The organism is Vibrio sp. MOR3, from assembly GCF_001557775.1.
In the GTDB taxonomy this organism is placed as follows: domain Bacteria; phylum Pseudomonadota; class Gammaproteobacteria; order Enterobacterales; family Vibrionaceae; genus Vibrio; species Vibrio jasicida.
Window position 1 is genome coordinate 501,868 of sequence record NZ_LNRD01000001.1, and the last position, 14,468, is coordinate 516,335.

Consider the following 14,468-nt stretch of genomic DNA (forward strand, 5'->3'; position numbering starts at 1 on the left):
CTTATGTCACTAACAGTTTGGTTATCACTTTTTACCGTGTGTTTATTAGGGGCAATGTCGCCAGGTCCAAGCTTAGCGATTGTTGCTAAGCACTCGTTAGCTGGTGGCCGCGTGAATGGTTTGGCTACCGCATGGGCGCACGCGTTTGGTATTGGTATTTATGCGTTCATTACCTTGATAGGTTTGGCAGTGGTACTTCAACAAAGCCCATTGCTATTTAAGACGATCAGTTTGGCGGGTGCTGCTTACTTGGCGTATCTCGGTTTCAATGCTTTACGTTCAAAAGGTGGTGTAGCAGCGAAGCTCGAATCCGGTGAAGAGACGACAGTTTTACAATCGGCGCGAGAAGGCTTTCTTATTTCGATTCTAAGCCCGAAAATTGCGCTGTTCTTCATCGCATTGTTCAGTCAATTTGTGGCGCTAGGTAACGATCTAAGTAACCAAATGATCATCGTCGCGACCCCGTTTGTTGTCGATGGTTTGTGGTACACCTTCATCACATTGGTTCTGTCGAACTCGCGCGTTGTGGACCGTATTCGCTCAAAGGCAGTATTGATTGACCGATTATCCGGCATCGTTTTAATGCTATTAGCGGTGCGAGTGGTTGTGACGATTTAACCAAGTCGAACGCATTGTATAAAAAGCAAAAAGGCTACCGCGATGGTAGCCTTTTTTTGTATATGGCAGACAAAAAAACATCCTAACTCTTAACGAGATAGGATGTCAGCAAAGAAGGTTGCTCAGGAACATAGGGGGGGAGTGTGGAACCTTCAGAAGCGTTAGCGACGAACTTCTTCAAACTCGCCTTCAATCGCGTCGGATTTGCCCGTATTGAATTCATACTCTTCATGCATTTCTTGTTGCATTTGCTTCACGCGCTTTTCAATACGTTTACCAGTAATCAGGGCTGCGATGGTCAATGGAATCGCCATGATTAGGCTAAATACCAAAGTAAAAAAGCCAGTAATCAGTGCTAGTGCAGTAACGATAATTCGATTCATAATCATGACCTCTCTTTCAATCTATGGGTTCATATTAGTGCTCTGAACATGAACGAAACATGAATATAGCGTTCAAGTTGGTTAATTAATGTCTGAGGAATGTCAAAGAGTCTTAAAAACGAAAAAACGCCTGAGGTCATCAGGCGTATAAACGGGGAAGAGCTATTAGTAATGCGCGGGGCGCTTATTATTAAAAACAAATGCTGCGGTGCTACTCGTTACCTATTGTGGTTAACGTTGTGGAGCAAGGTTTCACCTTATCGAGGGAATGTTTGGTAACGAACACCCATCATTTGTTCCATACAGTGCACAACTTGGCAGCTGTAACCGAATTCGTTGTCGTACCAGATGTACAATACACAACGCTTGTCTTGTGCGATGGTCGCTTGTCCGTCCACCACTCCTGCGTGACGAGATCCAACTAGGTCGCTTGATACGATTTCTGTCGAATCTGTGTAATCTATTTGAGCAGAAAGCTCTGAGTTTAACGCCATTTCACGCAGGTAGTCGTTCAGTGAATCACGGTCTACATCTTCACCTAAGTTTAGGTTTGCAACAGCCATTGATACATTTGGAGTAGGGACGCGAATCGAGTTTCCAGATAACTTACCAGCTAGTTCAGGCAGTGCTTTTGCGACGGCTTTCGCAGCACCTGTTGAAGTGAGAACCATGTTCAAAGAGGCACTGCGACCACGACGATCGCCAGAGTGGAAGTTGTCGATGAGGTTTTGGTCGTTGGTATAAGAGTGTACCGTTTCAATATGACCCGAAAGAACACCATACTTGTCATTTAACGCTTTAAGGACCGGTGTAATGGCGTTGGTTGTACAACTCGCCGCAGAGATGATGGTGTCATCTTCTTGAATCACAGATTCATTCACACCAAATACGACGTTCTTGATTTCACCTTTACCTGGCGCAGTAAGCAGCACCTTTTCTGCCCCGCTACATGCTAGGTGTTGGCTTAGTCCCTCTGCATCACGCCAAACACCGGTGTTATCAACAACAAGTGCATCGTTAATACCGTAAACCGAGTAGTCCACATCACTTGGGTTGTTTGCGTATATGATTTGAATGTAGTTGCCGTTGATGATGAGGGCTTTGCGCTCTTCATCGATAACGATGCTGCCATTGAATTGACCGTGTACAGAGTCACGGCGCAATAGGCTCGCACGTTTTTCAAGGTCGCCTTTTTTACCGCCACGAACCACAATCGCACGCAAACGAAGTGGGTAACCTGGGCCGCTCTTTTCAATCAAGAGGCGAGTCAATAGGCGACCAATGCGACCGAAACCATAAAGAACCACATCACGAGCCGCTAAAGAAGAATCAGCATCACGGGCACCGTGCAAAGCTGTGTGCAAGAAGTCGTTTAGGGCAGAGGTGTCTTCGTGATCTTTCCAGTACATACCAGCAAGCTGACCAACATCTACGCGGCAAGATGAAATGCTCATTTCGCACAACGCTTGAATGATTGGCATGGTTTGTTCAAGAGATAGAGGACTTCCAGTGTAACGTCTTGCAATGCGGTGAGTTTTGAGAATGTCGATGGTGGTGGCGTTGATAAGTGTCTTACCAAAAAGAACTACTTCAATTCCTTTTTGACGATATAGCTTACCAATAAGAGGGGAAATAGATTCAGCAATCGTTTGGCTTGTTTGCCAGTCTTGGAGATATTTCTCTGGACTCATTGTTGTTTCGGACCTTTCACGTTTTGGGGGCTGACCTTACTTTCAGCTATTACCTCAACGGTAGAGCGTGAAGTGAGGGTGTTATGTAATTGGGTTGTAATAATTATGTGTGCGGATTGTACGGGTGGAGGTCTTATTCTGCTAGGAAAAATAAATCCAGCTTAAAGTGTGGCAAATCGTCTTTTGATTAGTTGATTAATGTGACTAAGGCAGGGTTTTATGGGGATTGACTTTTTACAAATATAAAACTTAATTCGTGACTATAAAGGATCATCTCAAATAGAAAGGTTGCAACAATGATAGTTACCATTTGAAATTTGTGATGTTTGTATTCTTTAACACGAAAATGGTAAACGTTTTATCAACTTTTTAATGACCGTCTAGGGTTCACCAATGGTCTATGTCGATTTAACCGAATCTGTTTAAAAATGATGCTGCAAAATTTTGCAAGCAGTCACACTTTTTGTTCGGTTAACCTTGGTGCAACAAAGGGCGCTAAGTGTTGTTTTTACCTATTTGAGCAGATAAGCGAAGCAAAAGCGCCAATAAAACCCTTCGCATAAGTTCATATTCAATCTATGAAAGTAGTCTAGTATTAATTCGAGGGCCTTTTCTTAACTCGGGCGAACGGATGATAAAACTTTCTATAAAATTACGTTTAGCTCTACTCGCACTGTTACCTGCGGTGGTTATTTCTGTGTTCGCCGTTCACCAATTTTCTATTAACTCTCAACGAGTCGCCAGACTCAACCAAACCGTCAGTAATATCCAAGGCTTGAAGTTGATTTCTGAAGCATCCCACTTTGTGTATGAGATGGAGAAAGAACGTCATCAATATGGAGAAGAGCAACCTCTTCCGATCGAAGTCAAAGTTCAACGAGACAAAGCCCTCGCGATTTACGACAAGTTCATGCAAAACAGTCACACAGTGGAATATTCCAATGATTTAAAGCAAGCCATGCTAGATGTGATCTCCGGCGACATAAAGGACAGTGTGGATGCAGGAGATTGGTCATTTCGACTCTTACAGGAGATGTCTGAGGCATTGGTTCAGCATTACCATCTATTTGACAGTGACGAAGCGCATTGGATGCAAGACTTCATTGCTTACCTCGCACAGCTTTCTTATTGGACGCAAAAAGAGGCGTGGCTGACCTATCGCTTGGTGTTAGAGCCGGAGAGTAAGCCCAATCAAGGCATGTTTTTCCAATCAATTGAGCGGCAGCAGCAAAGTTTGGAAGGGTTCATAAAGCTGGGGGCTTCAAATGAGCAAGTTGAGAAACTACTGGGCCTGTACACATCGCCGCGCTATCTTTCTAGCATTGAAGCTCGTGGGCGTTTGATGGTAGGTGAGTTATCGCAATCGGACTATGTAACTTACCTTAGAGACCTTGACCACCGCGTACAACGCTTACAAGTAATGACGGCAGGGTTCACTCAACAAGTCGAGAGTGCATTGTTAGTACAAGTCAGTTCGCAAAAACAAAGCATCACGCTGATGACGTCGGGAGTCATGGTCATCATCGTCTTATTGTGTTGGCTGGGGTTTGGTACTTGGTATCGAGTGCACAGCAAACTGGACTCTATCATTCACTCTCTCAACACGCTCATCCATGAACACGTTAAAGGGGAGAAAGTGGCCGTTGATGGTAATGATGAGTTCACCATTTTCGCGCAGCAAGTCAATCGTATGATGGAAGAGCAAAACCGACAGACAGAAGAGATTCTAAAAACCAAAGAGTCAGCTATCTCGGCTAACAGAGCAAAGTCAGTTTTCCTTGCCAGCATGTCCCATGAAATACGAACCCCATTGAATGGCATTATTGGGATGACGGAGATTCTGTCCCAAAGTGACCTTTCAGTTCATCAGAAAGAAGTCTTAACCGATATCGATACTTCGTCTCATACGTTGCTGACTCTTCTGAACGACATTCTCGATTTATCGAAAATTGAATCTGGTCACTTACAGCTTTCCTTAATCGAGACTGACATTCGCGAGGTCGTTTATCAGTCAATGATTTTGTTTCAATCTAAAGCAACGTCCAAGCAACTGGAACTAAACATTAACCTGGATGAACGTATTCCTCCGCGCATTATGGTCGACGATCACCGCATCAAACAGATCATCATGAACCTAGTCTCGAATGCGGTGAAGTTTACTCATGAAGGGCACATTTCTGTCGACGTTGATTACCAAGAATCGACGACGCAAAAGAGCGTTTTCTTAACGTTTAGAGTGACAGATACAGGGATAGGCATTGAGCGAGACAAACTGAATACCATCTTCGAACCTTTTACCCAAGAAGATGAAGGCATCTCGCGTCAGTTTGGTGGTACTGGATTAGGCTTAGCGATTTGTCGTCAATTGGTTGCCATGATGGGTGGCAAATTAACCGCGACATCATCGAAAGGGATAGGAACCCATTTCGAATTCTCAATCGAGGTAGAAGTGCTACCAATTGTTGGTTGGCGTTCAGAATTAATTCGAACGGGCATACTCATCACAGACCAATACCCTTACACCGACCAAATCGTTAAAGAATGCCGTTTAGCAGGAATACAACTTTCAGAGGTTAAGCGCATTTATGATTTGACCTTTTCTTCAAGAGAAGCCGAAGTCATTTTTTACTGCCATGATGGTAAAAGTACGTTGGACTCGGCCATCGATGAACTAGAGAAATATGTCGATGTGAGTCGAATCATTGTTTGTCAGCATCATCTCACTACGACCTATACCAACTCAGAGCGCATTCATGCGGTGTTGACTCAACCCTTCCTTGGTAATCGCTTCAGGCATGCCATTGATGAGCTTGCTCAAGTCGAACAGAATAATAAAAGTTACGATGTCACGGCGTCGGCTGTCATTCATAACATTAACCAATCTCGAACTCATCGCCGGATTTTGATTGCAGAAGACAATTTGATGAACCAAAAGATTGCCAGTTTCTTTCTTGATAAAGCGGGCTACGATTATTTAATTGCCAGTAATGGACAAGAAGCATTAGAAGCCATTACAAAAGGAGAGCAATTTGATGCGATCCTGATGGATTGCATGATGCCTGTGATGGATGGCTTAACCGCCACAAAAGAGATACGTCGTTGGGAAAAAGAAGTGGGCAGCGATAAGATCACCATTATCGCTTTGACCGCGAGCGTACTAGAGGAAGACATTCAGAACTGCTTTGCGGCGGGGATGGATGCATACTTACCGAAACCTTACAAATCGAACCAACTATTTGAGTTGTTTAATGAACTAAAGCTTGCTTAAATCGCTCTGATGGGCCCTATGGCTACCGAACGATAATGAAAAGGAAGTAACATGTTCAAACTTGCTGTTATTGGAACTAACTGGATCTCCCAACAATTTGTTGAAGCGGCCATTCAAAGTAAAGAATTTTGCCTACAAGCGGTGTATTCACGTGATATTGATAAGGCACGTTCGTTTGGTGAACCTTATAGCGCAGCGTCTTATTACGATAGTTTAGAATCCTTAAGTAAAGACTCAGATATCGATGCGGTCTACATTGCTAGTCCTAACTCTTTTCATGCGCCTCAAGCTATTCAAATGCTAAACGCTGGTAAGCATGTCATTTGTGAAAAGCCCATGGCGTCTAACTATCCTTTGGCACAAGCCATGTTTAAGACTGCAGAAGCAAATGGCGTGGTGCTGTTCGAGGCCTTCATGTCGCCATACACACCAAACTTCCAAGTGTTGAAAGACAGCTTACCGACGATTGCCCCTATTCGTCATGCAACGATTAGCTACTGCCAATACTCCTCTCGTTACCAGAAATACCTAAACGGTGAAAACCCAAATACCTTCAACCCAGAGTTCTCTAATGGCTCAATCATGGACATTGGTTATTACTGTGTTGGTTCTGCGATTGAACTGTTTGGTGAGCCGAATAGTGTTCAAGCAAGTGCTCACATCTTATCATCAGGCGTAGATGGTTGTGGCAGCGTAACACTGGCGTACGATGGCTTTAATGTGAACCTACTACACTCTAAGGTGAGTGATTCACTCATTCCAAGTGAATTTCAAGGTGAGCGAGGTAGTGTGATTGTCGATATGATTGCGACAGGTCGTGGTGTTGAACGCATTCCGCGCGGTGAAGATAAAGAAGTCCTAACGCTGCCGCAAGAAGAGAACCACATGTTCTATGAAGCTCAAGCCTTTGCTAAACAACTTAAACTGGGTGTGATGGATGATCAAATGAAGCAGCGTTCATTGACCGTTGCAAAAGTACTGACCGAAGTAAGAAGGCAAACTGGTGTGGTTTTCCCTGCTGATAAAATGTCTTTACTTAGTTGAGGTTAGTTCGTTCAACTTCTCGTTTTTAAAACAACAAAGCCCTCGCCGTTGAAGTGAGGGCTTTGTTTTTCAGCGTTACTCGAAAGCGTCGTTACATTGAGACTTGTTGAGCTGAGAGCTTATTAATGGTTTTTTGGTACGTAATATAAGCCGCGATTCCAGCCATAAGGTTACCAATACAAGCGCCAATCAGTAGACCTTGAATGCCTCCCACCTGAGCCCCTACCCATAGACACGGTAGGAAGAACAAAAACAGGCGCAGGGCTGAGATGGTTAGTGCGGTATAAGATTTCCCCAGTGCGTTACAAATCGACACCATCAACATGCACACCCCAAGTGAACCTAAACTGATCGGGACAATCATCAAGTGCATGTGCAAGACTTGTTCTACTTGAGTATCACTTGTCATAAGTAAGGCGAGTGGGTTAGCTGCGGCAAAGGTTACTAGCGCAATCAACAACTGGAAACCAAGGATGAACTTAACGGCAATAGACACCAATGCACGAATGTCGGTGTAGTTTTTCGCTCCTAATAAGCGTCCGACCATCGGCGGCATTGACATGGTTAACGCCAATACCGATACAATCGCAAAAAATTCATAGCGCGAGCCCAAAGCCCAAGATGCAACTGCCGCCGTACCAAAGCCTGCAAGTAGCTTGGTCGCTAACATAGATGATAGAGGTGGTAGAAGCTGGCTGATCATCGCTGGGCCCATGATATTACCGATGGACGTGATGCTCTTAACCACATTCAAATCCTGCCACTGGAAGGTTGCCCAATGGTTTTTTTGAACACGAGGAGCGACGACCAATATACCGAAACCAAAGGCGATGACGGTGGCAATTGCTGCGCCGTTAATCCCCAAATCAAACGTGAAGATAAACAACGGATCGAGCACTAAGTTCACGCCGCTGGTGACCATCATCATGGTGCCAGGTAGCATGGTGTTGCCATTTGCGCGGCAGATACTGTAGTAGAAATACAGCACCGCACCTACCCAAGAACTCAACAGCCACCAAGGCCAGTAACTGTCGATAATTGGCATTACGGTATCAGGTGCGCTCAACAGTGAGAGAATAGGGTAGCGCAACAACCAAATGAGTAAGCCGAATACTGCTACGCCCACCGATCCGATCATTAAAACCAGACCGCCTAATTGCTTTGCATAGCGGGTATCGTTTGCGCCTAATGCTTTTGAAATTACAGCGGTTGTTGCAATGCCAAGGCCGACTTGAATACCGATAACCACCATTTGAAGTGGTAGAGTAAAGCCCTGTGCAGCGAGAGGCAGCACACCTAGTTGGCCTATGAAGGCGCTGTCGACTAGCTGAAAGCTCATCAACGACAACACACCAAAGAGCATTGGCCATGTCATAGTAAACAGTTGTTTTGCTAGCGTCGGTTGTGCGGTAGAAGAAGTTAAAGGCATAGGAACGTTGAATGTTTTTGGAACTGAAGTTGATTTTATTGTACACAGTGTACAACAAAGAGACAAAAAGAAACCCCGAGCAAGTTATCCCTGCTCGGGGTTGAATTCTGAAACTAATTCGACTTATTTTTTGCCGCTAGTTTGCTTGTCTTCTTCAGTCAGTTCGCGGATACGACGGCTGATGTCACGACGTGCTTTAGAGATTTCTGCACTCTTGATGATGTGATCGTCAACGCGGTCTTCGTAATCAGCTTTCATGTTTTTGATGATCGCTACGATTTCGTCGTGAGTCATTTCAGGTTTGATGTAGTCTAGTAGGTTCTCTAGAAGGTCTACACGCTTACGGTTATCACGAACTTTTTTCTCGTTATCAAGCAGCTCACGTTTTAGTTTGTTTTTACGACGAGCTTGGTTCACGATTTCAAATACGCTACTCATGGTTCCCTTTCCTAATTTGTGAATATCTGAATCGATTAAAGCACAACATCTCGTGGCATAACAGTCTTTAGATCAAACGTGGCGTAGGGTTGAACATTTATCCACCAATTCTGATGTGTTGTTAACACTCGTTACTGAAAAGCTTGGATTATCGTTCACTGAAATGCCCCAACTCGTTGTCATAGGAGTTTTGACGCTATATTATCAGCTTCATTAAAGACAATATGATGAAGCTCGAAATGAACTCTGGTAATACTGCGGAGCAAGTCGAAAGCCAAGAAATAGAATCAACCACCGACTCATTGGCAGATAAACTTAAAGCGGCTTACGTTACAGCAAGAACACAACTCGAAATCACAGAAGTCGAACTCAACCGTTCGAAGATAATGATGGTTGATGAGAATGGAAAGATGACCAAAGTGTCGATCTTATCAGAGCATTAAGACCTACCCCGAATCGCAAAGGGTGTCAGGTCCATGCGCTATGCTTTAGCCTGATACCCAAATTCAAATGCAAAAATAATAAGGAAATGCATTATGAAAGTTGAGCTAACGGCAATTGAAGCACGAGTAATTGGTTGCTTGATCGAAAAAGAAGTGACTACCCCCGACCAATACCCTCTCAGCCTTAACGCGCTAACGAATGCGTGCAATCAAAAAAGTAACCGCGAGCCGGTTATGTCTTTATCTGAAGCTGACGTTTTAGATGCAGTGGATGCGCTCATTGAGCGTCGACTTGTAAGTGATGAAAGCAGTTTTAACAGTCGAGTGAGTAAGTATCAGCATCGATTCTGTAATACAGAGTTCGGCGATTTACAGCTTAGCGTACAAGAGAAAGGCATCGTGTGTTGCATGCTGTTACGCGGTGCTCAAACGCCGGGTGAGATCCGTACGCGAACAAACCGCCTTGCTACTTTCAATGATGTTAAAGAAGTTGAAAACGCACTTGAGCTTTTAGCTGGTGAAGAAAGAGGCCCGCTTGTTGTAAAACTTCCTCGTGAGGCAGGTAAACGTGAGTCTCGTTACATGCACCTATTCTGTGGTGAAGTTGACATGAGCGAACTGGCCGTAGCGTCATCTGCTCCTTCTTCTGCCGGTGCCGAGCGCGTTGTTCAGCTAGAACAAGAAGTAGTGCAACTTCGTGAAGAATTAGAAGCACTAAAAGAACAGGTTGCGTCGCTGCTTTCATGAGTGACATTGCCGAGCAAAGCTGGAGTGTGTATCTGATCCGAAACAACCGCGATGCACTGTATTGTGGTGTGACGAATGATGTACAGCGACGCTTTAAACAGCATCAAACGGGAAAAGGTGCGAAAGCACTGAAAGGGAAGGGGCCACTGACTTTGGAGTGGTCATCTTGTTTTGAAAGTAAAAGTGTTGCGATGAAAGCGGAATATTTCATCAAACAACTGACCAAAACAAAGAAAGAGCAATTGGTAGAAGAAGTCGCGAAGATCAACGTCGATGACAATCAAATGCTTTCTTTTCAAATGCGGTAAGTCAAACGTGCACGGAAAAACAAGAGCAAAAATAACGCCATTCAAACGCGATGTTGAATGAGTCAGAAATGCAAAACTGTGCTGCTAATCCAAGGTTTGATACCTCAAGCAAACACTTCTTTTTCAAAAAGACAAACCGCCTTCAAATGGCGGTTTATTTTTGACGGGGGTGGGTATCATTTCCGTCGGTAGTAACACATAATACGGTAATGCCCCGCAAGGCTTAATAGAAACATTTATAGAGACTCAAGCATCTGAAGTTACTTGGGTATACAAGCGGGCTTTTATGGATATGTGCAAATAGGGTAAAGGATGACTCGGCTAGGTAATAAAATAGAGCAGCGACATGCTCCATAAAAAACTATAAGAGCAACACATGAAAAAAGCGGTACTACTTTCTCTGATTTCTATGATCGGTTTTTCACCGATTTCACATGCGACACAAGTGCTTAATGGCTATTGGGCATACCAAGATTTTCTTGATGAGTTTCCTGAGCAAAGAAAGCTGACCAATGCCTTAGCAGAAGCCGTTCGCGAACGTCCTGTGCCATTCTCTAAAACCAGAACACGTCCACTTAAAATATCCGTCGTATATCCGGGTCAACAAGTGTCAGATTACTGGGTACGAAACATTGCTGCTTTTGAAAAGCGTTTAGATAAGTTGAATATTAACTATCAAATTAACCAAGTGTTTACGCGTCCGAATGCCGATATAAAGCAACAGAGTTTGTCTTTAATGGAAGCATTAAAAAGTAAATCTGATTACTTAATCTTCACTCTGGATACCACCAGACATCGTAAATTTGTTGAACATGTATTGGATTCAACAAATACCAAGCTGATTTTACAAAATATCACTACGCCAGTACGAGAGTGGGACAAACATCAGCCGTTTTTATATGTTGGGTTTGACCATGCAGAAGGCAGTCGAGAATTAGCAACGGAATTCGGAAAGTACTTCCCAAAACACACTTATTACAGCGTGCTTTATTTTTCTGAGGGTTACATTAGTGACGTAAGAGGTGATACTTTTATTCACCAAGTTAACCGTGATAATAACTTTGAGCTACAATCAGCCTACTATACAAAAGCAACAAAGCAGTCTGGTTATGATGCTGCGAAAGCGAGTTTAGCCAAATACCCAGATGTTGATTTTATTTATGCTTGCTCTACTGATGTGGCGTTGGGTGCGGTTGATGCACTTTCTGAATTGGGAAGAGAAGACATTATGATTAACGGATGGGGTGGGGGCTCTGCCGAGTTAGACGCCATCCAAAAAGGCGATCTCGACATTACTGTCATGCGTATGAATGACGACACCGGGATTGCGATGGCAGAAGCCATTAAGTGGGACTTGGAAGGAAAGCCGGTACCTACCGTGTATTCCGGTGATTTTGAAATTGTCACGAAAGCGGATTCACCGGAAAGAATCGAAGCGCTTAAGAAGCGTGCATTTAGATACTCAGATAATTGATGACAATACGTTCAAACGCCAAAAAGCGTCGCTCTCTTGCGACGCTCATTACAAAGATCATCATTCTTGTTCTCGCCCCGATCATTCTCGGGATTTTTATTCAGAGCTATTACTTCTCTAAACAGATCATTTGGCAAGAAGTAGACAGGACCAAGCAACAAACTTCTGCTCTGATACACAACATTTTCGATAGCCATTTCGCGGCGATTCAAATCCATCACGATAGCAATACAAAAAGTGAAGTGATTCGTAATTTTTACGTTGACAGAAATACAGATGCGTTGAATTACTTCTTCCTCAGTATTGACCAAAGCGATCCTGCTCATACACCAGAATTTCGTTTTCTGACTGACCATAGAGGCATCATTTGGGATGATGGCAACGCACACTTTTATGGCGTGAACGATCTTATCCTTGATAGTCTCGCCAATCGCGTCACGTTCAGTAATAACTGGTATTACGTTAATGTGATGACCTCGATTGGTTCTCGACATATGTTGCTTCGCCGTGTACCTGTAATAGCCCCGCCGACCGGAGAGGTCTTGGGTTTCTCCTTTAATGTTGTTGTGTTAGATAACAATTTCGCACTAATGGAAAAACTCAAAAGCGAGAGTAACGTGGATAATGTCGTAATGGTTGCCAACAATGTCCCGCTAGCAAACTCTCTCATAGGGGATGAAGCATACAGTGTTGCAGACGTATTGCAGCGTAAAGGATCACAAAAGAAACTCGATAAGCTGCTCGTCATAGAAACTCCGATTGAAGTTAATGCGGTGACGACAGAATTGTGTTTGCTCACGGTGCAAGATAATCACAGTGTCGTGACGCTGCAAATCCAGCACCTTTTAGCCATGCTGGCTTCGATTGTTGGCATGATTATGATTGCGTTGCTGACCAAGGAGTGGATTGAGAGTAAAGTCTCGGCTCAACTGGAATCATTGATGTCTTATACGCGTTCCGCGCGTGAGGAAAAAGGGTTTGAACGATTTAACGGTTCAAATATTGAAGAGTTTGATCATATAGGATCAACGCTGGAAAGCACCTTTGAAGAGCTAGAAGCGCAGAAGAAGTCTTTCCGAGATCTGTTTAATTTTGCGTTATCGCCAATCATGGTTTGGTCGGAAGAAAGTATCTTGATTCAGATGAACCCAGCAGCACGCAAAGAGTTGGTGATAGATGACGATCATGAAACCATGCATCCGGTCTTCCAAGGTTTCAAAGAGAAACTGACCCCACACCTGAAAATGGCTGCTCAAGGAGCGACATTGACAGGGGTTAACGTACCTATTGGCAACAAGATATACCGTTGGAATTTATCGCCAATTCGTGTTGATGGTGATATCAGCGGTATTATCGTTCAGGGTCAAGATATCACGACCCTCATCGAAGCCGAAAAGCAGAGTAACATTGCAAGGCGTGAGGCAGAAAAGTCCGCGCAAGCTCGTGCTGATTTTCTCGCAAAGATGAGCCATGAAATTCGAACGCCAATTAACGGTATTTTGGGTGTCGCACAGTTATTAAAAGACACGGTGGAAACCGAAGAACAGAAGAATCAAATCGATGTGCTTTGCCATAGTGGTGAGCATTTATTGGCAGTTTTGAATGATATCTTAGACTTTTCCAAGATTGAGCAAGGTAAGTTCAATATTCAAAAGCACCCGTTTTCGTTTAATGACACCATTCGCACGCTAGACAACATCTATCGTCCAATTTGCAATAACAAGAGCGTTGAACTCATCATTGAGAACAAGCTCGATCAAGATGTCGAAATCTTTACTGATCAAGTTCGACTCAATCAGATTTTGTTTAACTTAGTCAGCAATGCGGTGAAGTTCACGCCATCCGGAAGCGTTCATCTAAAAGCAGAGTTAGAGCAATTTTATGGCGCAGAGAACAGTGTCTTGGTTGTTGAGATCATTGATACAGGGATTGGTATTGAATCGGATAAGCTTGACCAAATGTTCGAACCTTTCGTTCAAGAAGAGGCAACAACCACTCGTGAATACGGCGGCAGTGGCCTAGGTTTGACCATCGTGAAGAACCTTGTCGACATGCTAGAAGGTGACGTTCAAGTTCGTAGTAGTAAAGGGTATGGCACCACATTTGTCGTCACGCTACCTGTGAAAGACCGAGCGCGTGTACTTCGTCCTTTGGATGCCAGTCAGCGTGTGAAACCAGAAGCCTTGTTTGATGAAAGCTTAAAAGTCTTGCTGGTGGAAGACAATCATACCAATGCCTTTATCCTTCAAGCATTTTGTAAGAAATACAAAATGCAGGTGGATTGGTCGAAAGACGGTTTAGAGGCAATGGAATATCTATCTGACAATAATTACGATTTGATATTGATGGATAATCAACTGCCGCACCTTGGTGGTATCGAAACGACGCACGAGATACGCCAGAATTTACGGCTGGGCACGCCTATTTACGCTTGTACTGCAGATACTGCAAAAGAAACCAGTGACGCATTTATGGCAGCAGGGGCGAACTATGTGCTGCTCAAACCGATCAAAGAGAACGCATTGCATGAGGCATTTGTCGATTTCAAGCAGCGATTCTTAGTAGAAAGAACGTAATTAAAAACCGAAACAGAGGGGCGTAGTGGCCCCCCTTATCGTTGACACT

General features: G+C 43.9%; 12 protein-coding genes. 8 read left to right on the forward strand and 4 right to left on the reverse strand.

What is annotated here, in order from left to right; translation table 11 throughout:
- Positions 1 to 3: 3 nt before the first annotated feature.
- On the forward strand, positions 4 to 618 hold the full coding sequence (locus ATB76_RS02290; RefSeq protein WP_061034520.1) for a LysE family translocator: 615 nt from the start codon (positions 4 to 6) through the stop codon (positions 616 to 618).
- Positions 619 to 779: 161 nt separating this feature from the next.
- Here the strand turns inward: ATB76_RS02290 and ATB76_RS02295 are convergent, their stop codons facing one another.
- Together ATB76_RS02295 and ATB76_RS02300 are read right to left on the reverse strand one after the other, a co-directional pair.
- Entirely contained in the window at positions 780 to 1,001 is a 222-nt protein-coding gene (locus tag ATB76_RS02295; protein WP_005442428.1) for a hypothetical protein, read from the reverse strand.
- Between the two features lie 257 nt (positions 1,002 to 1,258).
- Entirely contained in the window at positions 1,259 to 2,692 is a 1,434-nt protein-coding gene (locus ATB76_RS02300; RefSeq protein WP_039974968.1) for a glyceraldehyde-3-phosphate dehydrogenase, read from the reverse strand.
- 631 nt (positions 2,693 to 3,323) lie between these two features.
- Here ATB76_RS02300 and ATB76_RS02305 point away from each other — a divergent pair.
- Both ATB76_RS02305 and ATB76_RS02310 read left to right on the forward strand, forming a co-directional pair.
- Positions 3,324 to 5,960 (forward strand): ATP-binding protein, encoded by a 2,637-nt coding sequence (locus ATB76_RS02305; protein WP_061034521.1) that lies wholly within the window; start codon positions 3,324 to 3,326, stop codon positions 5,958 to 5,960.
- A 51-nt stretch (positions 5,961 to 6,011) separates the two neighbouring features.
- Positions 6,012 to 7,004 (forward strand): Gfo/Idh/MocA family oxidoreductase, encoded by a 993-nt coding sequence (locus ATB76_RS02310; protein ID WP_042600204.1) that lies wholly within the window; start codon positions 6,012 to 6,014, stop codon positions 7,002 to 7,004.
- Positions 7,005 to 7,095: 91 nt separating this feature from the next.
- On the opposite strand, the gene ATB76_RS02315 is transcribed toward ATB76_RS02310, so the two are convergent.
- Positions 7,096 to 8,433, reverse strand: a complete 1,338-nt coding sequence (locus ATB76_RS02315) for an MATE family efflux transporter (RefSeq protein WP_042600205.1) — start codon at positions 8,431 to 8,433, stop codon at positions 7,096 to 7,098.
- A gap of 123 nt (positions 8,434 to 8,556) precedes the next feature.
- Positions 8,557 to 8,871, reverse strand: coding sequence for a DUF496 family protein (locus ATB76_RS02320; protein ID WP_005373603.1), 315 nt, complete (start codon positions 8,869 to 8,871; stop codon positions 8,557 to 8,559).
- Between the two features lie 227 nt (positions 8,872 to 9,098).
- On the opposite strand from ATB76_RS02320, the gene ATB76_RS02325 reads away from it, so the two are divergent.
- The 5 genes from ATB76_RS02325 to luxQ all read left to right on the forward strand — a co-directional run bounded on the left by ATB76_RS02325 (position 9,099) and on the right by luxQ (position 14,419).
- Complete coding sequence (locus tag ATB76_RS02325) at positions 9,099 to 9,314, forward strand: hypothetical protein (RefSeq protein ID WP_042600206.1); 216 nt, start codon at positions 9,099 to 9,101, stop codon at positions 9,312 to 9,314.
- A gap of 93 nt (positions 9,315 to 9,407) precedes the next feature.
- On the forward strand, positions 9,408 to 10,061 hold the full coding sequence (locus tag ATB76_RS02330; RefSeq protein ID WP_061034522.1) for a YceH family protein: 654 nt from the start codon (positions 9,408 to 9,410) through the stop codon (positions 10,059 to 10,061).
- A complete protein-coding gene (locus tag ATB76_RS02335) occupies positions 10,058 to 10,369 on the forward strand; it encodes a GIY-YIG nuclease family protein (protein WP_042600208.1) in 312 nt (103 codons plus the stop codon). Before ATB76_RS02330 ends, ATB76_RS02335 begins: the two co-directional genes overlap by 4 nt.
- A 376-nt stretch (positions 10,370 to 10,745) precedes the next feature.
- Positions 10,746 to 11,843, forward strand: coding sequence for an autoinducer 2-binding periplasmic protein LuxP (locus ATB76_RS02340; protein WP_038867368.1), 1,098 nt, complete (start codon positions 10,746 to 10,748; stop codon positions 11,841 to 11,843).
- A complete protein-coding gene (gene luxQ / locus ATB76_RS02345; RefSeq protein ID WP_042600209.1) occupies positions 11,843 to 14,419 on the forward strand; it encodes a quorum-sensing autoinducer 2 sensor kinase/phosphatase LuxQ in 2,577 nt (858 codons plus the stop codon). The genes ATB76_RS02340 and luxQ overlap by 1 nt, the downstream gene beginning before the upstream one ends.
- Positions 14,420 to 14,468 lie beyond the last annotated feature (49 nt).

Coding starts and splice junctions, on each gene's coding strand:
- ATB76_RS02320 (WP_005373603.1), bottom strand. CDS start 8,871: ATGAGTAGCGTATTTGAAATCGTGAACCAAGCTCGTCGTAAAAACAAA.
- ATB76_RS02305 (WP_061034521.1), top strand. CDS start 3,324: ATGATAAAACTTTCTATAAAATTACGTTTAGCTCTACTCGCACTGTTA.
- ATB76_RS02340 (WP_038867368.1), top strand. CDS start 10,746: ATGAAAAAAGCGGTACTACTTTCTCTGATTTCTATGATCGGTTTTTCA.
- ATB76_RS02325 (WP_042600206.1), top strand. CDS start 9,099: ATGAAGCTCGAAATGAACTCTGGTAATACTGCGGAGCAAGTCGAAAGC.
- ATB76_RS02315 (WP_042600205.1), bottom strand. CDS start 8,433: ATGCCTTTAACTTCTTCTACCGCACAACCGACGCTAGCAAAACAACTG.
- ATB76_RS02290 (WP_061034520.1), top strand. CDS start 4: ATGTCACTAACAGTTTGGTTATCACTTTTTACCGTGTGTTTATTAGGG.
- ATB76_RS02335 (WP_042600208.1), top strand. CDS start 10,058: ATGAGTGACATTGCCGAGCAAAGCTGGAGTGTGTATCTGATCCGAAAC.
- ATB76_RS02330 (WP_061034522.1), top strand. CDS start 9,408: ATGAAAGTTGAGCTAACGGCAATTGAAGCACGAGTAATTGGTTGCTTG.
- ATB76_RS02300 (WP_039974968.1), bottom strand. CDS start 2,692: ATGAGTCCAGAGAAATATCTCCAAGACTGGCAAACAAGCCAAACGATT.
- ATB76_RS02295 (WP_005442428.1), bottom strand. CDS start 1,001: ATGAATCGAATTATCGTTACTGCACTAGCACTGATTACTGGCTTTTTT.
- ATB76_RS02310 (WP_042600204.1), top strand. CDS start 6,012: ATGTTCAAACTTGCTGTTATTGGAACTAACTGGATCTCCCAACAATTT.
- luxQ (WP_042600209.1), top strand. CDS start 11,843: ATGACAATACGTTCAAACGCCAAAAAGCGTCGCTCTCTTGCGACGCTC.